The organism is Pusillimonas sp. ANT_WB101, from assembly GCF_008369125.1.
Taxonomy (GTDB): domain Bacteria; phylum Pseudomonadota; class Gammaproteobacteria; order Burkholderiales; family Burkholderiaceae_B; genus Allopusillimonas.
This window is the reverse complement of record NZ_VOAY01000001.1, coordinates 1,261,586-1,280,133: the sequence shown is the minus strand read 5'-3', so window position 1 is coordinate 1,280,133 and position 18,548 is coordinate 1,261,586. Positions and strand designations below refer to the sequence as shown.

17 protein-coding genes are annotated in these 18,548 nt (G+C 52.9%); 12 read left to right on the top strand and 5 right to left on the bottom strand.

The window, feature by feature from the left end:
• The first annotated feature begins 50 nt into the window (after positions 1 to 50).
• From FQ179_RS05870 to FQ179_RS05840, 7 genes are all read left to right on the top strand, one after another.
• Positions 51 to 3,137, top strand: a complete 3,087-nt coding sequence (locus tag FQ179_RS05870) for an alpha-2,8-polysialyltransferase family protein (protein WP_149396296.1) — start codon at positions 51 to 53, stop codon at positions 3,135 to 3,137.
• 201 nt (positions 3,138 to 3,338) lie between these two features.
• Positions 3,339 to 5,456: a capsular polysaccharide biosynthesis protein gene (locus tag FQ179_RS05865; RefSeq protein ID WP_149396295.1), complete on the top strand. Its 2,118-nt coding sequence runs from the start codon at positions 3,339 to 3,341 to the stop codon at positions 5,454 to 5,456.
• A gap of 98 nt (positions 5,457 to 5,554) precedes the next feature.
• Positions 5,555 to 7,162: a DUF1800 domain-containing protein gene (locus FQ179_RS05860; RefSeq protein ID WP_149396294.1), complete on the top strand. Its 1,608-nt coding sequence runs from the start codon at positions 5,555 to 5,557 to the stop codon at positions 7,160 to 7,162.
• Positions 7,163 to 7,178: 16 nt separating this feature from the next.
• A complete protein-coding gene (locus FQ179_RS05855; protein WP_149396293.1) occupies positions 7,179 to 8,408 on the top strand; it encodes a DUF1501 domain-containing protein in 1,230 nt (409 codons plus the stop codon).
• 342 nt (positions 8,409 to 8,750) lie between these two features.
• On the top strand, positions 8,751 to 9,608 hold the full coding sequence (locus FQ179_RS05850; RefSeq protein ID WP_149396292.1) for a metallophosphoesterase: 858 nt from the start codon (positions 8,751 to 8,753) through the stop codon (positions 9,606 to 9,608).
• Between the two features lie 99 nt (positions 9,609 to 9,707).
• Positions 9,708 to 10,223, top strand: a complete 516-nt coding sequence (locus FQ179_RS05845) for a helix-turn-helix domain-containing protein (RefSeq protein WP_149396291.1) — start codon at positions 9,708 to 9,710, stop codon at positions 10,221 to 10,223.
• A gap of 188 nt (positions 10,224 to 10,411) precedes the next feature.
• Entirely contained in the window at positions 10,412 to 10,753 is a 342-nt protein-coding gene (locus FQ179_RS05840; RefSeq protein ID WP_370459839.1) for a hypothetical protein, read from the top strand.
• Between the two features lie 44 nt (positions 10,754 to 10,797).
• Here the strand turns inward: FQ179_RS05840 and FQ179_RS05835 are convergent, their stop codons facing one another.
• Positions 10,798 to 11,037: a transposase gene (locus tag FQ179_RS05835; RefSeq protein ID WP_149396290.1), complete on the bottom strand. Its 240-nt coding sequence runs from the start codon at positions 11,035 to 11,037 to the stop codon at positions 10,798 to 10,800.
• Between the two features lie 23 nt (positions 11,038 to 11,060).
• Here FQ179_RS05835 and FQ179_RS05830 point away from each other — a divergent pair, with 23 nt between their 5' ends.
• The gene (locus FQ179_RS05830) at positions 11,061 to 12,275 is read left to right on the top strand and encodes an RNA-guided endonuclease TnpB family protein (protein ID WP_149396289.1); all 1,215 of its coding nucleotides are present in this window, start codon (positions 11,061 to 11,063) and stop codon (positions 12,273 to 12,275) included.
• Positions 12,276 to 12,332: 57 nt separating this feature from the next.
• Here the strand turns inward: FQ179_RS05830 and FQ179_RS22425 are convergent, their stop codons facing one another.
• Complete coding sequence (locus tag FQ179_RS22425) at positions 12,333 to 12,458, bottom strand: UDP-N-acetylglucosamine 2-epimerase (RefSeq protein ID WP_255474845.1); 126 nt, start codon at positions 12,456 to 12,458, stop codon at positions 12,333 to 12,335.
• A gap of 242 nt (positions 12,459 to 12,700) precedes the next feature.
• Here FQ179_RS22425 and FQ179_RS05820 point away from each other — a divergent pair, with 242 nt between their 5' ends.
• The 4 genes from FQ179_RS05820 to FQ179_RS05805 all read left to right on the top strand — a co-directional run bounded on the left by FQ179_RS05820 (position 12,701) and on the right by FQ179_RS05805 (position 15,293).
• On the top strand, positions 12,701 to 13,486 hold the full coding sequence (locus FQ179_RS05820) for a LuxR C-terminal-related transcriptional regulator (RefSeq protein ID WP_255474844.1): 786 nt from the start codon (positions 12,701 to 12,703) through the stop codon (positions 13,484 to 13,486).
• Between the two features lie 93 nt (positions 13,487 to 13,579).
• Positions 13,580 to 14,245, top strand: a complete 666-nt coding sequence (locus FQ179_RS05815) for a PAS domain S-box protein (RefSeq protein ID WP_149396288.1) — start codon at positions 13,580 to 13,582, stop codon at positions 14,243 to 14,245.
• Between the two features lie 128 nt (positions 14,246 to 14,373).
• Positions 14,374 to 14,817 (top strand): antitoxin Xre-like helix-turn-helix domain-containing protein, encoded by a 444-nt coding sequence (locus FQ179_RS05810; protein ID WP_149396287.1) that lies wholly within the window; start codon positions 14,374 to 14,376, stop codon positions 14,815 to 14,817.
• Positions 14,814 to 15,293, top strand: a complete 480-nt coding sequence (locus FQ179_RS05805; RefSeq protein WP_223146195.1) for an RES family NAD+ phosphorylase — start codon at positions 14,814 to 14,816, stop codon at positions 15,291 to 15,293. Before FQ179_RS05810 ends, FQ179_RS05805 begins: the two co-directional genes overlap by 4 nt.
• An 88-nt stretch (positions 15,294 to 15,381) precedes the next feature.
• Here the strand turns inward: FQ179_RS05805 and FQ179_RS05800 are convergent, their stop codons facing one another.
• From FQ179_RS05800 to dctP, 3 genes are all read right to left on the bottom strand, one after another.
• On the bottom strand, positions 15,382 to 16,665 hold the full coding sequence (locus tag FQ179_RS05800; protein WP_149396286.1) for a TRAP transporter large permease: 1,284 nt from the start codon (positions 16,663 to 16,665) through the stop codon (positions 15,382 to 15,384).
• Positions 16,662 to 17,183: a TRAP transporter small permease gene (locus tag FQ179_RS05795; protein ID WP_149396285.1), complete on the bottom strand. Its 522-nt coding sequence runs from the start codon at positions 17,181 to 17,183 to the stop codon at positions 16,662 to 16,664. The genes FQ179_RS05800 and FQ179_RS05795 overlap by 4 nt, the downstream gene beginning before the upstream one ends.
• A 180-nt stretch (positions 17,184 to 17,363) precedes the next feature.
• The gene (gene dctP, locus FQ179_RS05790) at positions 17,364 to 18,344 is read right to left on the bottom strand and encodes a TRAP transporter substrate-binding protein DctP (protein WP_188074510.1); all 981 of its coding nucleotides are present in this window, start codon (positions 18,342 to 18,344) and stop codon (positions 17,364 to 17,366) included.
• Between the last annotated feature and the right edge of the window lie 204 nt (positions 18,345 to 18,548).

Below are 18,548 nucleotides of genomic sequence, written 5' to 3'. Positions count from 1 at the left end.
AGGTCGGGCCGCCCTCCGTAGAGAGCCCGTAACGCCGATAGAGGTGCTCAATGCCTAAACTGACCAAATTTTTTCATCAGCCCGGAGAGTTTCTTAACGAATCATTGTGGTTCAGGCAGGAAGAGTTTAAGGGTGTAGATGGCGTAGATAATCTGTTTGTGGTGACCAATTTAGGCCAGCTGGCGCAAGTTCAGGCCTTGATTCAGTTTGAGCAACTGCAGAACAATTATCTTCTGATATTGCATACTGACGCCAATAAGCGCATGCCGGTTTTTATTATAAAGAACATTGATACGTCACTGTTTACGGGCCACGCCTTGCTGTGGTTGCCGCATTCGCCCAACAAATTAGTGCTTAAAAAGCTTGTGTACATGGATCGCATGTATAAGAAAGTTTTATTGGCGATTCGACCAAAAACCGTATTTTTGTTGAGCTTTGAACGGCATTATGCCTTGCTGGCGGCAAGGGCTTCTTCATGGGGGTGCAAATTGGCGCTGGTGGAAGAGGGTACGGGCACTTACAAGCTTGATCAGGCTCAGCTGCGCCCAGCCACGGTGTTTTCTGATGGTTTGAACCGGGCTGAGCGGCTGTCGGTCTGCTGTATACGTACGCTGCCCATGTTTCGGCGATACCGTAGCGCATTAAGCCCGTATCTTCATTACGACGATGTTTACGTTGCCTTCCCTGAACTAGCAAAAAAGGTCTTTAAAAGCGACAGGTTTCATCGGTTTTTTCTGCATGCGGGCGGTATGACGGCCGATGCGCGCACCAAGCGGCTGGTGCATAAATACCAAATTTCTTCGGCAGATTTTGTGTATGTAAACCAGCGCTATCGTATTGATGAAGCGGAGCATGCAGCTTCGGTACTCACCATACTAAGCCGTATTTCCGAGATGCTGTCGTGCAGGGTGTTTGTAAAAATGCATCCTAAAGACACGCCCCAGTTTCATGAGGCGTTTCGTGCCCAGATTGAGCAGCGCGTGCTTCAGGATCGCATTATTTACATTAACGAACCTGACTTTCTTATAGAGCCAGCCATTGCAGCCGCCCGGCCACGCGGCGTGATCGGCATTGCGTCTACCTCATTGGTGTACGCGCCTTTTGTCAGCAAGTCGATACGTGTGTATTCGATTGCACCAACGTTTCTCAGCATGGTTGCCAGCGGCGGCAATGCGGGTAAAAGAGCGGCGAGCTGTGCGTTAATCGCTAAACACCTGGAAATACTCAAGAAGTTCAAACATGTGGTCGTATTGCCGGAAGCGTTTATGGCTGCCGACTTTACGGGCAACGCCACAGACTGTAGGTGTGCAGGCGAGGTCAGGCACCCCGACCCTCCGCCTGCTGACAAGTTTGAAAATAACAACTCTATGTGGGCCGACGAGAACAAGAAGACCGCGCACAAGTATGCTGAGGACATCGAAGATGCCGTCCGTACACATGTTGACGAGAATGGTCGCGCAGGCAGCACTTGCAACGACGGGAATGCGCTTACCGACGGCACGTTTCTTGACGATGATGCTCACATCCCTCACGCCCTCGTCACCGAAAATGAACGGGTATTGTTACTCGCTACCGCCCGCATAGCCGCGACGCGTCAGCAGTGGCAAAAGGCCAGCTGTTACTTTTCGTGGGCGTTTGCTGAGGGATACGCCGAATTGCCACCCGCAATAGCCGCCGAGGTGTTCACCGTACTGGTAATGCAAGAACGCTATGACGCAGCGCTAGAGGTGTGGGGGGCGGCTATTTCGCGGCATTGCCGCGCTGAGATAAGAGTACAGGCTACTGTAACGGCCAGCACACCGTCCAATATCAATGCCTTTATAGGCTGCCGTTTAACGGCAGATGCGAGCGCAAACCCAAATGGAAACATTAATGTACGTGCAGGCGCGCATGGCAGCGAAAATATTGCTGTAGATGCGACGCAGACTGCACCTTCAAAGCTTATTGACACCCGTATTCTCGACGCAGCGCACCTGGCCCTGACTTACCTAGGCACGACGTTCTCAGGCCGCAAGGGCTGGAAAGTGTATAGCGACGTAGAACATATAATCAGTCTGACCACCCTCGATGGTGTGAATAGCGCCAGCAGTCCGAATATCTTGCATAGCGCGCAAGGCGCTATAGCCATACAGCAGGCGAGGGCGCGTCTTGCGATTTGGGACGAAGACTGGCAAACCGCCCTTAACGCCCTTAACGCAATGGATGCCTGCTCAGCCACCCACGTCGCTGAGCGCTCAACCCTAATCCAAAAGCTTATGTGTCTGGCAGAAATGGGCCGCCACGACAATGCCGTTCAATTACTCCAGTTAAGCGACAACGCAGGCTTGTCCACGGCAGCAATCGCTATGGCACAAGCGTGGGTAGATGCCGCAGCAGCTCAATGGATAAACGTGGCAGCTGAATTAGGCAGCAACCTTGCCCAGTTTAGCGATGATGAAAGACGCACCTTGGCTCCCGACGTCCTCCTGGCCAGGGCATACCGCACGTTGAAGGACTTTTCATCGGCAAAGCAGCATCTAGATGCCGCCAAGGCTTACTGCGAGCAACGCGTACTCCTTCAAAAAGAACATGCGATGCTTGCCCGCGACGAAAAACGGTGGGAAGATCTCGCCGCCATGCTCGAGGCCGCGTATTCCGTAGACACCATGGAAATGCCCACCTGGGCTGTTGTTGCCTATTCAATGGCGCTAAGAAAGCAAGGCCTCATCGACAAAGCGCTATCGTTTTGGGGTGATAACACGGCGAGTGAACACCTGAAACCTGAGGCTTATCTGGAGTTCGCTGCGCTTAAGATGCAGACCGGCCACTGGCAGAGCGCGGTTGTTATCGCCCAGCCGCTCCAGGCACAGTCAGACGACGCACCATGGGTGCTGGTAGCGGCATACCTTATGGGTGGTCTGATCGACGACGCATATGCGGTGTTAACCGCAGACACCACGCGCGCCGCTATAACGCCGGAGGAGTTAGAGCTGCAGGCACAAGTTGCGCAATTGACGGGGCATTGGCAAATGGCCGCCGAGGCCTGGCATACGATGTTGGCCCAGTTTGCAGAATCTGCACCACCCTACGCCTGGGATCGCCTGCTTGCGCTCAATACCTTGCTGGCAAATCACGAAAAACCCGTACTCGCGCACTAGAATTCCTAAACATCGGCACGCCCGTGCAGCGCTGATTTTCTCAGGCAATTACAATCACTCCTACTTTTACGAGGCCCGGGCGTTGATCAAGGCGGTTGGCGCTGCTTCTGTCAGCGCCGACACAAAGCATAAAGCGGCGAGGGTACTAGATGTTCGAGGAAAAACGTTGTTAACTTCAAAGTTCTGTTATTGGGATCGCGCATGAGCCGCTTTGTTGTGCCTGCTTCCTCTACGGGTATCCGCAAAAACAAAGGGCTGTCGGTCTATTTTGACGAGCCATTTGTAGCCGATATCGAATCCTTTGCGGACGAAAAAGCCATTTACCTGGGCTGGGGCAGGAAGAAAAGCGGTTTCACCGCCATAGATCAGGCAAAGAAGGCTGGCGCGCGCTATTGCCTGCTGGAAGACGGGTTTTTGAGGTCTATAGGCATTGGAAGACATTTCCCCATGCCTATGTCGCTGATTATGGACGACGTGGGCATTTACTATGATGCCACCCAGCCGTCCCGCCTTGAACAGCTTATTCGCGACATCAAGCTGGACGACGCCATGCGCGCTGACGCTCAACGTGCCATGCAGCTTATTCGTGATAACCGGCTGTCAAAATACAACCACGCACCTGAAACCCTGCCCGCTGCCATAAAGGCTTCGCAACGACCCCGCGTACTGGTGGTTGACCAGACCAATGGCGATGTGTCGGTAAAGCTGGGCGGTGCGACGGCAGAAACCTTTAAGCAAATGGTTGAGGCAGCCGTCAACGAAAACCCCGACGCCGATATTTTCATAAAAACCCACCCCGACGTCATAGACGGTGGCAAGCAAGGCTACTTGAATCAGCCTTCGCTCACGGCTTCATTAGGCGATAGAGTCACCTTGCTTTGCGATGACGTTTCCCCCATGTTATTGCTTGAAAACGTCGACAAGGTTTACGTGGTGTCCTCTCAGTTGGGCTTCGAGGCCTTGTTGGTAAACAAACCCGTCGTATGCTTTGGTTTGCCCTGGTATGTAGGCTGGGGGCTTACAGACGACAGAAGCCCACAACTTAATACCATTGCAGCGCGGCGTAAGGTAAAACGCAGCCTTCAAGAACTATTTGCGGCGGCATACCTTTTATACCCACGCTATATAAATCAGGGGTCTGGCGCTCGCGGCACCATTTTCGATGCCATTGATTACCTGTCACGAAACAAATCCATAAATGAAGCGGCCCGAGGCACGCTCTACTGCATAGGCTTTAGCCTGTGGAAACGTGCGGTGACCAATTCGTTTTTGCGTACGCAGTCCTGTCAGATTAAATACGTTAATTCCATTAACGCGCTTGAGAAAATAAGCCTTAAGCCTCAAACACGCATCCTGGTATGGGGTGCAAGAGCCCTGGCCCAGGCGCACGAGTTTGCTGATCGCAAAGGCATACCCGTATGGCGTATGGAAGATGGGTTTATACGTTCTGTAGGGCTGGGGTCTGATCTGTTTAGCCCCATCTCGCTGGTAGTGGATGCCCACGGCATGTATTACGACCCGGCGTCTGGCAGCGACCTGGAGCGTATACTGCAAAGCCAAATGTTAAAGCCTGAGCAATTTAAACGTGCACAGGCATTTCGTGCCAATTACGTTAAAACCCGCGTCAGCAAATACAACCTGGGCACGGGTGAACTGCGCATCGATGCGCAGGGGCGCAGAATACTGCTGGTGCCGGGGCAGGTAGAAGACGATGCGTCCATCATGCTGGGCTCACCCATGGTAAGCACCAACCAGGCGTTGCTGGAAACCGTAAGGCGCAATAACCCAGACGCCTACATCATCTACAAACCCCACCCCGACGTCGTCGCAGGCAACCGCAAGGGCGCAGTAGATCCAGAAGCGCAGGCGCAACTGGCTGACCAATGCGTGCCTGACTTCAATATTATTGACTGCATACACGCCGTTGACGAGGTGCATACCATGACGTCACTGGCGGGGTTTGAGGCGCTGTTGCACGGGCGCTCCGTGCATTGCTATGGCGGGCCCTTTTATGCAGGATGGGGCCTTACGCATGATCACTTCCCGCTGCCGCACCGTACCCGACGGGTTACGCTTGATGAACTTATTTATGCCGCCATGTTGGAGTATCCGCGCTATGTATTACCACCGGGGGCGGGAGTAGGCGGGTTTGTGTCGGCGGAAGCGGCTGTTAGCTGGGTTGCCGAGCAGGCGGCACGCATAGGCCGTGGCAGCGCTGACTGCGGTAATGGCATCGCCGGGTGGGTGCAACGTAAAAGCCGCAAGACGCGGGCCCTAACGCAGGTCTTAAAAGAGGCCCTAAAAGCACATAAAGGGTAGGCCACAACGCTAGTCGTTTCTTTCGTAACGTTTTGCCATGCACGCACTGTCGCCTTGTGATTTACTAGCGTCGTGACAGAAACTGAGTGGAAACGAACATGTTGCGAATTCTGGTGGCGGCGGTGTGTGGTTGTGTGGTTTGGGCCAGTGCTAGCCCGCAAGCGTTAGCACAGCAAACGAGTACTAGCCATCAGCCCAATCATACTCAGGTCAAACCCAACGATGCCCAGGCTGACAAGCCCAACACACAGCAACTGGCGCTAGACCAAATAGCCCTGATCAACCGCCTGTCGTGGGGCATAACGCCCGCACTCGCTGTCAGCTATTCCAAACAAGACGAAAAGGCCTTCATCCAGCGACAGCTAGCCCCGCAAGGCAAACCGCTACCCAAACCCGTGCAAGCCGTTATTGACGATATGGCTATATCGGGTGATACGACGGCGCTGACCATGGAGCTATACCAACTACGTAAGACGCTGAAAAGCTTGTCGGCGGATGACCCTGCCCGTGAAGACGCCCGCAAAGCTCTGCAGCAGCGACAAAACACCCTGGGCAGAGAAACCCAACAGCGGTATTTATTGCGCGCTTTATATTCACCCGACCAATTGCAAGAGAAAATGACGTGGTTCTGGATGAACCACTTCAATATTTACCTGAATAAAAGCCCGTATTTACGCCCGTTATTGGCCGACTTCGAAGAACGCGCCATCCGCCCCTACGCACTTGGCAAATTCAAAGACCTGCTTTCCGCCACCATGCATCACCCCGCCATGCTTATCTACCTGGACAACAACCAGAACCGGGCCGGCAAAATCAACGAAAACTACGGCAGAGAGCTGCTTGAGCTGCACACCCTGGGAGTAGGGGGCGGCTATACGCAAAAAGATGTGACCGAACTTAGCCGTGCGTTAACCGGGCTGGGTATTAACCTGACCGGAAAAATGCCCAAACCGTCCAAACGCTACAGCAACGACTACGTGCGTAACGGTATTTTTGAATTTAACCCTGCACGGCATGATTACAAAGATAAGCGTATTCTGGGTCATGTAATACAGGGCCGCGGGCTGGCTGAAATAGACGAGGTCGTCGAGCTGCTGGCCAGCCATCCCTCTACCGCCAAACACATTAGTCGTGAACTGGCCGTGTATTTTGTCAGCGATAACCCCTCCGACGCCCTGGTGTCTGATATGAGCAAAACGTTTTTAAAAAGTGATGGCGACATCGCTAAAACCTTGAACGTGATGTTTCAAAGCCAGGAATTTCGCGCTTCGCTTTCAAAAAACAGCTTTAAAGACCCTATGGAGTATGTGCTGGCCTCAACGCGCCTGATGCACAGCGGTGCAGACAAGATTGTTGATGTGCGCCTGTTGCAAAGCTGGCTGTCGCGCATGGGCGAGCCGCTATACGGCCGCCTTACACCTGACGGGTTCGCCATAGAGCGTGATGCATGGCAAAACTCAGGGCAGATGCTGACCCGGTTTGAATTTGCCCGTTTCATCGGCGGGCCAGCCCCTCAGCTTTATGTGCCTTACGTCAAAGGCGAAAAGCCGCCCAAGCGCGCCGTGCCTGAAGCTGCTCGTAAAGCCTATGACGGTATTTTGCACAATGGCATCTCTGCAGAAACCCGCAAAACGCTGGAGCAGGCGAAAACAACGCAAGAATGGAATACCTTGCTGCTGTCTTCACCTGATTTCATGAACCATTAAGTACACGAGTTAAATCATGAAACGACGCGACGTATTGAAACTGTTGGGTAGCGCCCCTTTGCTGCGACTGGGCCTGGGTAGCGCAGGGGGCCTGCTGGCCATGACCAGTGGCCAACTGTATGCCGCCCCGCAAACCGACACCCGTCTTTTTGTGGTGTTTATGCGTGGTGCCTATGACTGTGCCAACCTACTGGTGCCGACAAGCAGTGATTTTTATTATGAGTCTCGGCCCACCATCGCCATTGCCCGCCCGGGGCAGGGCGAGGGCTCGGCATTGCCGCTTAACGCAGACTGGGGCTTGCACCCGCTCATGCAAGACAGTTTGCTGCCCATGTATAAAAAGAAACAGCTGGCCTTTGTAAACTTTGCTGGCACGGCAGACCTAAGCCGCAGCCATTTTGAAACACAAAACACCATAGAACTGGGCCAGGCTCTGAAAGGCGACCGCGATTTGCGATCGGGGTTTTTGAACAGGTTAGCCCAGGTGCTAACGGCCAACAAGGCGCACCCGGCCTCGTTTACGCGTGAGCTGCCCATACTGCTTACCGGCGGTTTCGATGTGCCAAACATCGCACTAGTCGGTAGAACACTAAAGTCACCCATCAATGCTCGCCAGCAGGCTCTGATCCAGCAACTGTATCAGAGCTCTGACATGAACCGCCTGGTCAGTGAAGGCTTTACCGCCCGCAACGCGTCCGCCGAAGCCATTAAAAACGAGATGGACCAAGCCGGGGGCGACGCCTTGTCGGTGTCAGGCTTTCAGGGCGAGGCGCGCCGTATTGCCACGCTGATGCGCGAGCAATACAACATCGGGTTTGTTGACGTAGGCGGGTGGGACACGCACGTGGGCCAGGGCGGTGCCAAGGGCACATTGGCCAGACGGCTTGATGTGCTGGCCAAAGGCCTGGTTAGCTTCTCAGAAGGCATGGGCTCTGCCTGGAAGAACACCGTGGTGGTGGTCATTAGCGAATTTGGCCGTACGTTTAGAGAAAACGGCAACAAAGGCACCGATCACGGCCATGGCACCACCTATTGGGTAATGGGCGGTGCCGTCAATGGCGGCAGAATCGCCGGCGAGCAGATCAAGCTGACGCCTACTACGCTTAACCAAGACCGCGATTACCCGGTGCTGAACAACTACCGCGATGTATTCGGTGGGCTGTTCAAACGCCTGTATGGCCTTGATGACAAGCAGCTGCAGAAAATATTTGCAGGGGCCAAGCCCAAAGATTTAGGTTTGATTTGAGCGAGTACGCGGTTGCTAACCAGTATTGGCGCGCAAGGCCAGCGGGCCTGGCCGTTCGAACGCGTTGAATCGTTACATGCACTGAACTGTTCGCGGCCAACCCAGCCTCAACGTGGCCGCAATATACCTGCGATAGCCCCGGTGTACACCGCCCACACACTTTCCGAGCAGCCTGAGTTTACGCAGCCCGCCAAAACCCAGCCACACCCACTCAGCGCAATAACCCGCGCGTCCGACCACACACATCCTGCGCCGCAAACCGCCCGTGCGTTATCATGGGTTCGCCACACGATAAGCAAGTAAATCTACCGCTGAACACTGGACGAGTACCCAAGAGTCGCAATGAGCACGCTACACAAAAAAATCCCCGCCAATACGCGGGGACGAGATTTTATTATTGGCGACCTGCACGGTTGCCTGGACCTGCTCGAAGCAGAAATGGCCCGCCAGCAGTTTGACCCCAGTGTCGACCGCATGCTGTCCGTGGGCGACCTGGCTGACAGAGGGCCAAGCTCTGTGGCCTGTTTGCGACTGCTGAATCAACCATGGTTTCATGCCGTACGCGGCAACCACGAAGACATGCTGCTGGGCTACCTGCCAGCGCCCGGCTCGCCCATCAAGCCTAGCCCCGGAGCCGGAGCCTTGCTTATGCGTAATGGCGGGCAATGGGTTGATGCACTCAGCCGCGACGAACTGGTCGAGATGAAAGACGTGATCCTGCCCAAGGTCGCCGCCTTGCCGTACGTAATTACCGTAGGCGAGGGCGGCCAGCAGTTTCACATTGCCCATGCAGAGCTATTAACCACCGGGCCTAAAGAAGAAAAGCCCAGCTTCTGGCAGCGCCTTACGGGGTCAGGCAACAACAGGCAAGAAGTGCGGCGTGTCGCCACCGACAATATGCTGGATGACACCCTACTGGCCACCATGACGGAGCCCATTATGTGGGGCCGCCGCCTGATCAAAGAAGTGGATACCGCCACATCAAAAACCATAGAAACACCGCAAGGCCCGCTGCTGATCAGTCAAAACGCCTATAACCCGGGGCTTTCACTGACCTATGTGGGGCATACTCCGTTGCCGCAGATGACGCTGCACGCGTCGCATCTATACGTGGACAGGGGCGCTTACCTGCGGAATGAGAATAGCGGGCTTTTGATGCTGGATCATCAGCAGGCGTTGGGGTGGTTGGGGTTGGGGTGAACGTCAGCGGCATACTGTCAGTGTGGTCTGGCCTTTGAACGTGTTTCGAGTCTGTTTCGAGTGTTTCGTTCGTTTCGAGTTGGTGCTATCATTGTAAGCATGACTTCCAAACCGATTTCCTCTTCGTCTCGTAAAAAGCAAGCTACCCCGGCCCACGGTCGGGCATTAAGTGTGCGGGATGCGTTTGTGCGTAGCACGCTGGCGGTCAAGCTGTCGTTCGATGTGGAGCCGTTCGTGTCCATCATCCAGCGTCACGTCAAACTTAGCAAGAAAGCTCGCGAGGCCATCACCCACGATCTGGCTGAGGTGCTGGGCCACGCTGACGTGCAATTGATGACTGCTGCGGACGATGCGGCAGGCCAGCGGCTTGCTCCAGTGTCGGAAGCCGATCCCGTCCTTACCACTGAAGAAGCCGCGCGGATGGTAGGGGTGAGTCGGCCCTTTATTGCCAAACTGATCGATTCCGGCGAGATAGAACTGCACCAGAAGGTCGGCAATCAGCGGCGAGTGCTTAGCAGCGCCGTAACCCGCTGGCAAGTAACCGAACGGGATCGGCAGGCTCATTCTCTTAAGCGTCTGTCCGAGGATCTGGACAAGGAAATATTCTCGTTGTGAACATCCCTGTCGTTGCTGATGCCGATACTTTGTTTCCGGCCATAACACGAGGACTTCTGATCTACCTCGACTAGCACGGGCTGATTAAGCTCCATTGGTCGCCGTTGATTCTGGATGAGGTCACCCGAGCGTTGGTGGGCACAGGGCGAAAAAAAACTCTGAAAGATGCTAAGGCGCACGAGTCGCGCATGTGCGATGCTTTACCAAATGCACTGGTGTCAGTGAAAGACGTACATGCGCAGTTCGAGGCTGTGGCGCCTGCGGTTCGATCAGTGAAAGACACGCACGTTGCGGCTTGCGCGCACTATTTGATCGCCGCCAAGGCTTATCCTGAGGCATCAGCAGTCGCACTGGTGTCCCGCAATATCAAGGATTTCAAGAAGACTGTACTGGCCAAACTAGGAATCGTTCTGCAAGAACCAGATGCCTTTCTTGGCGGGTTATGCCTCAAACATCAGCACGAAGTCGCCGCTGCCTTCCGGTCCTTTCGCCTAGATTTGACCCGGTGCGCGGCAAGCCTCGGCCTTTAGGCCGGGGAAGGATAGCGCGGACGCCGCAGACGTCCTTTGGGCGGTCAGTGTGGCGTCTGCTGCTGTTCGATGTACTGGCGGATGGTATCGATGGGGGCACCACCACAGCTACCCGCAAAGTAGGACGGTGACCACAGGGCACCCCCCCACAGTTTCTTGCGGATGCTCGGGTAGCTCTTCTTACGAATCATCCGGCTGGACACACCCTTGGTCAAAAAGACCAAGTGGACGTGGATCATAAATACACAGTGTCTACCGTGTCGAATATCATTTTCGTTACTCATAGGCCAAGAATATAGTTCCAGCCATGCAACGCCTCCAAGCCTTTAAATACGAACTTCGGCCCGACGGCCAGCAGCAGCGCCAGATGCGCCGCTTCGCTGGCTCCTGCCGGTTCGTATTCAACAAGGCGCTGGCGTTGCAAAGGGCGCGTTACGAGCAGGGCGAGAAGAAGTTGGGCTATGCCGGGTTGTGCAAGGAACTCACTGCGTGGCGCAATGGGTCTGAAACGCCGTGGCTCAAGGATGCGCCAGTGCATCCGCTACAGCAGACGCTCAAAGACCTTGAGCGCGCCTATGCCAACTTCTTCGCCAAGCGAGCAGACTTCCCGCGCTTCAAGAAAAAAGGCCAGTCCGACAGCTTGCGCTACCCCGACCCCAAGCAGATCAAGCTCGATCAGGGCAATGCCCGAATCTTCCTGCCCAAGTTGGGCTGGCTGCGTTACCGCAACAGCCGGGAAGTGCTTGGTACGGTGAAAAATGTCACAGTCAGCTTGTCGGGCGGCAAGTGGTTCGTGTCGATCCAGACTGAGCGTGAGGTTGAGCAGCCTTTGCCGCAGTCCACCACGGCAGTGGGTATCGACATGGGCATTGCCCGCTTCGCCACGCTCTCGGATGGCTCCCATCTCGAACCCCTGAACAGTTTCAAGCGACACGAAACGGCGCTGCGTAAAGCGCAGCAGGCCATGAGCCGCAAGACCACGTTCAGCAACAACTGGAAGAAGGCTAAAGCCCGCGTCCAGCGCATCCATTCCCGCATCGGCAACACCCGCCGCGACTACCTGCATAAAGCCACGAGCACGATCAGCCAAAACCACGCGATGGTGTGTATCGAGCACTTGCAGGTACGGAACATGTCCAAGTCGGGGGCAGGCAGTACCGAAAAGCCGGGAACAAACGTGCGGGCCAAATCCGGCCTGAACAAGGCCATTCTGGATCAGGGCTGGTTTGAGTTTCGCCGCCAACTGGACTACAAGCTGGCATGGAACGGCGGTTATCTCATTGCCGTACCGCCACAGAACACCAGCCGCACCTGTCCGGCTTGTGGGCATGTGTCCAAGGATAACCGGCAAACACAAGCGCAGTTCGCGTGTGTGGAATGCGGTTTCGAGGAAAATGCTGATCTGGTCGGCGCGATCAATATTTTAAGGGCGGGACACGCCCGGTTCGCCTGTGAAGTGAGCGATGCAGTAAGGTCGCCAGCAGCAGGAACCCGCCGAGGTGAGTCAGTCCCTGCGGACTGAACACGGTAGGAATCCCCTCACCTAAGGGAGGAGAGGATGTCAACTGAAAACAAGCAGTCAAGCGCCGGCTTGAGCTTGGCGGGAGCAGTTCGGGCGGATGCCTGCCTGCACATGTGCTACCGGTATCTGCGGCTTCTGTGCAGTGATAGCACAGGCCATGGTAGACGTGACGTCTCCTACCACCGGGCGAAGCAGATTCTGCCGATTCTTGCTCAGACTTGCTCAGTTTCGAATCCAATATGTTTCTTATAATCAGACACTAATGCTTGCTATATAAAACAAAAAAGCGATTTGTATATCAAGATAAATCATACGTTATACGACTGTGTTCGTTTGAATTCTACCCCTCGCCTGGCCTGGACCCCAAGCAAAAGTGCCCGGCTTACGGGATGTCTTTCGACGAACGACCACTGGGAACTAGCAATATGTCGGCAATCATAGTTATTGAACCGCACCCATTGCTGCGCCTGGGAATTCTGCGCTTAATGTCAGAATTATCTGCGCAGCCAAATGTAGACGGCGTGGAACATCCTCTCCCTAGGCAGAGTTCGTCTGCTCCACGCGAGTACGATCTCGCCCTATTATCTATTTCGACCCACGACGACTTATCGGGGCTGATCGCTCTCGTGACACAGCAGTACTCACCCAAGGCCATTTTGCTGCTCTCAGAACATGCTGAAGAGTTGTCCAGCATAAATAGCAGCCCTTACCCGCTGGTAGCAGGCCATGTCACCAAACATGTTCCTCCAGAAGTGCTGAAGGCATCCGTCAAGCTGATACTTGCCGGGGGCACTTGCTTCCCCAGCCAGGCGACAAGAGTGCGAGAGCCAACCCGACCAGGCCAGGCTGCCACGCGAGCCCCACTTTCGTCCACAAGGATGCGAGCTGATATCCAGCTGACGAAGAACCATAATGCAGTGACCAAAAGCAAGACACAACCTGAGTGCAAAATGCTAGGTTTGACACCGAGGCAGTATGAAGTGCTGGTTGCGTTGGCGCGCGGATACCCCATGAAACTGGTAAGCCGCAGCTTGAACATTTCGCTTGCCACTGCAAAAGCGCATTCTGAAGCGCTATACCAACGACTTAAGGTACACAGCCGTAATGCTGCGGTGTATGCCGCCGTATCTCGCGGCGCTACGCTCGGCTTGCCGAGCATAGCCACGGCAACAGATCAGGCGCAAGCTATGCTTGCTGCCCAAGATAGCTAAACACTAAGTAAACGTTTTAAGCAGGCGGCGCAATCGGTACGGCGATGAAGAGGCTTCTTCATCGCCGTTTTATTCGTGTGGTTTGTGCCGAAGATGTCGTTAGAAGATGCGATTTTTGCCGTTGACGCCCAGGCCAGGTGCATATCTGCAAGTGGGGCGTGCGAACGTATCTTTGGCTATAAACCAGAAGAGATGATCGGCAGAAGAATGCTGGAGTTCGTGCATCCTGAAGACCAGCAGCGTACGGAGCAATCGATTAACAGAGTAATGGACGGTTACCTTCAACGCCATTTTGAAAATCGCTACATACGCAAAGACGGGCAAGTTGTCTATATCAGTTGGTCTGCGACGTGGTCCGAGCACCATCAACTAAGAATCGGTGTGGCCCGAGACATCACTGAACTCAAATTCGACAAGGGTGAGCTGGCTGCACGAGAACTTCTTTCCAAAGACTCATCGTACTGGCAGCTATCTGCATCGCCACGCCGCTTGATCTCGCCCATTGGCATAATTGTTCCCCTTTCTCAGCAGGATCACACTGTTTTGCTGACACTAATGAGCGGCGGCGAATGCGTTACGCGAAAAACCATTATTGAAGCCCTGGGGAAAGATTTTCTGGATTATGACCAACGTCGTTTAGATACCCAAATGCTGCGTTTACGTCGCAAAGTCAACGAGGCTTGCGGCCAATCACTGCCAGTTAATACGTTACGCAGCATAGGCTACTTCTTTTATGAGCCAGCTCAGATCCTGCGGTGAGGCTATCTTTCTATCCATCCACAGTTCGAAGGAAACTTGGCACTTTACGCGGATGCACGTGAACAGTAGATTGTCACAACAGAAAGATCATATGATATTATTTAAATATATCAATTGAGAGATCATTCATGTCCACCGCAGTCTTTGATCCTGTTGCAAAATCGGACAGTCCATTCTGGCAAGAGATTGGTGTGGCGTCTCGGGGGCCGCGGCTATATGCGCAGATAGAAAAGGGCTTGCCCTTCAAAACGTTTAAAACCCTGTCTACGATGACGGGCATCAACCAGCAGGATCTCTCTGAAATCGTCGCCATTGCCTCAGCCACTTTACAGCGACGCAATAAAGCCGGACGTTTCAGCAAGGATGAAAGCGACAGGATCTACCGCCTTGCACACCTGCTCGACAGCGCGATCGAATTATTTGAAGGAGACCGGGATGCTGCCAAACGATGGATAAGCAAACCTATCCGAGGGCTTGGTGGTGCCCGCCCCGTCGACATGATTGGCACTTATGCCCAATCCGAGGCGGTATTTGATCTTATTGGTCGACTGGAGCATGGCGTATTTTCATGAGCGAACCTGAGATGGTGTTTGCTTTTCGCTTGGTCAAGAAAAAATGGGCTAGCAATGCATTTGATGGTGAAGGGGCCAAGCAGTTTGGTGGCCGATTCAACAGCAAAGGAAACGCTTGCGTATATCTTGCCTCAAGCGAATCACTGGCCATTTTGGAGGTAATGGTGCACCTCGAAGAAAACAGCTTGCTGCAGCATTACATGCTTTATCGTTTAGCCATCCCCACTCAGTCGATACTACAATTGAATGTGGAAAAACTTCCAGATAACTGGCAGGAAGATCCCGCGCCATCTCAAACGGCAGCCATCGGGGACGAGTGGCTGAAGGCCAATGCAAGTCTGGCTCTTGCCGTACCCAGCGCAATCGTACCTCGCGAGGAAAATTATTTGATAAACCCGAGCCATGCTGATTTTCAGGCGCTTATCCAAACGGCCGAACCGCTTACGTTCCAAGCTGATCGCCGGCTATTGAAGTAGCAGTTTTAACTCGACCGACAACTGGCGGCGATCGATAACGAGTTCTCACTTAAGCCCAAGTACCGTCTGCTCTAGATTTTTACTACAGTCAATTCATCCCCAGCGTACGAGGCAGCCAAAGCACGATTTCAGGCAACCAGCACACTAAAAGTACGATGCCGATTTGGCTAACAATAAACGGGATAACTTCCCGAATTGCACTTTCATAGCTGACATTGCTGATCTTCGCCGTCGTCATTAACGACATCCCCACGGGCGGTGTTAAGTTACCCACGTTTAACGCCAAAATTGCCACCATCGCTACATGTAGCGGATCAAACCCGATGCTGATTAAGGCGGGCACCAACACAGGCCCAGCGACCACTACAGCCGGTATCACATCGATAAACATTCCTAAAATAATCAAAAACACCACCACAATAATCATTTGAATCAGCTTATGCGAGCTAAGCGTAGATATAAACTCTGCCGACTCAGCGGCCAAGCCGCTGCGCGTGATGAACCAACCCAAGAGCGCCGCAGCGCCCAGAAGCAGAAAGACGACGCCCGAGAACGAAATGGTGGCGATCAGTGATTGCCAAACATCGCGCCAGGTTAAGGTCTTGTAGACGAATACACCCAGTATCAGCGCCATGAATGCACCCAAAACGCTTGCGTCGGTTACCGTGGTAATGCCAGATAGAATTCCACCAAGAATAATGATGGGTATTAACAGTGTGGGTGCTGCTTGAAACCCCGTTTTAAATATACGCGAAACCTTGATCGGCTCATGACGTGGGTACTTTCTTCGAATTGAGATCCAGCTACTTACCACTAACAACGACACGCCCATCAGAAGGCCTGGCACGACACCTGCAGCAAATAGCGACGTTACCGATACGTTTTGAAGAGAGGTCGCGTACACAATCATGACGATGCTTGGCGGGATAATGGGGCCAATGATCGAACCGCTTGCTGTAACAGCAGCGCAATAGGCTGCCCCATACCCTTCGCGCTTCATCGAGGGGATCAAGGTTTTGCCAATGGCAATTGCATCGGTAACCGCAGCGCCGGTTATACCCGCAAACAACATGCTGACCATGATGTTTACGTGTGACAACGCACCTGGTACGCTACCGAAAAGGCTGGTGCTAAAGGCAACCAACCGATCGGTCAATCGTGATCGGTTCATGAGTTCTGCTGTCAGAATAAAGAATGGGATCGCAACAAGTACGTAGTCTGAAATGCCCGCATAAAACTGATAGGCAAGAATCGAAATCTGGCTATATCCACCGAGCGCGCTAACACCCGCCAGGGCGCTGATGATCATGACCAAGCCTATTGGCATACCAATTACCAGTAAGGCAGCAAATACGGATAAGACTATGGTCATTTTGGAAGATCCTCTCCAAGATCATCTAAAATATCCCTGGTTATTAACAGGTCTGGCCCCGCCAATAAATGAATGCAAAATATGGCTCCCGTTACCGGTATGGCAGCGGCAGGCCACATGCCTGATATCTGGAGCATGCTTGAAATCATGATCATTTGATCAGATGATTTCATGAACTCATAACCGTAAAAAAGCAGCAGTACCGCAAAAATGCCGATTAAAACAAAATTTATGGTTCGCAAAATTGTGCTGACATAAACAGGTACATGCTTGGCCAAAAACGACAGGGCAATATGCTCACCATACTTTAAGGCTACAGTCGTGCTTAACGCTGCCACCCAGGGCAGTAGGGCCTGGTTGACACCAACAGCCCACGTCAATGAAGCGCTGGTTGTATATTTATAGGTGGCAGCAATGATTGTTATCGTAAAAATAATGCATAGCAAAATAGAAGCAAATACCATCACCACAACATTTACGATGTCGCTAATCTTGGTCAGTTTCGATTGCGTAAACATAAAGCACCCTGCGAAGAGTAATTATTTAGAGGGTAATTGCATCGTTTGCATAGATGAAGCGCCGCATTGCAGCATGTCTTGCATCTTAAAATGGCGCTAAAAGCCCGGTTTACCAACCCAACAACACCGAATACGAGGCGGCCGTTCACCCTTGGTGGTGCAAGCGGCCGCCAGGCATGACTATTGAAGAAATATGCTGTCCCGTTGATCTACATCTTTGGAAGCTTTTGCAACGGCAGCCCAGAAGCTATCCACTTCGGTCTCGGCGATCCCGAAACTTTTCACTATCCACTCTTTGTAGGCGGGCAGTGCAATTGCTTTCCATTTGGCGCGCTCTTCGGCAGGAAGGATATAGCACTCGGTAAAGTGCTTGCAGGACTCTTGCCAGCCTGAAAGCGATACCCGAGCAGCCACGCCGTGCCCCAAAAAGACGGACTCACGTGCAGCGTGAACAACAATACGCTGATAATTTTCGGGTAGTGACGCAAACCATTTTTCACTTACCAGCCAGGTGGTGGTGTTGTAGACCAAACCCGCTAGTGTCGTGTATTTGGTTACGTCCCATAGCTTGAATGCTGCATTGGTACCGGGCGCGTTGTATTGGCCATCGACCAAATTAGTTGCCAAAGACGTTTGCACCTCACCCCATGAAAGAGGCGTAGCATTCGCGCCCAGTGACTTAACAATCTCTACCGCAGCAGGGTTTTGCTCAACCCTAATATTTAAGCCTTTAAAATCAGCCTGGGTTTTGATGATATGTTTGTTGTTGGTAAAGGCTACAAAACCGCCGCCATCATCAAACGTGCCCAAGTAACGAATGCCACGCTCTTTGATAAGAGGGTGCATAAACTCAGCAAACCATTTTGAATCATAAAAATCCCAAGCTGTTGCGTAATCTGTAAACAGAAATGGCGTAGAGGTGATTTGATATGGTTTGTAAAACGACGACATCGCACCCGACGATATAAGCGTAGATTGAACTAACGCGCCGTCTTTTAACTGTTTGGTTGTTTCTACCTCTGACCCAAGCTGAAGGTTGGAAAACAACTTAACTTCAATATCTTTATTCGTGGCAGACTCAACAAGAATTTTAAAATGTGTTAAGGCCGCTGCTTGCTCGTTTGATGTAATGTCAGATGGGTAAAGGTAGTTGATGCTCATCGTATACTTCGCCGCCAAGACAGTGGAGCAGACGGACGAGGCCGATACCATGAGAAATAAAGATGCTAGATGGCGGATCTTAATGTTTTTCGGAAATTTTCCGAAAAGAGAATATCTTGACATGGCTAACCTCTGATTTATTTATAAATCTTATGGGTGAGAGATGACCAACTGTGGATATGTGATATGAATGCCCCTCCTATT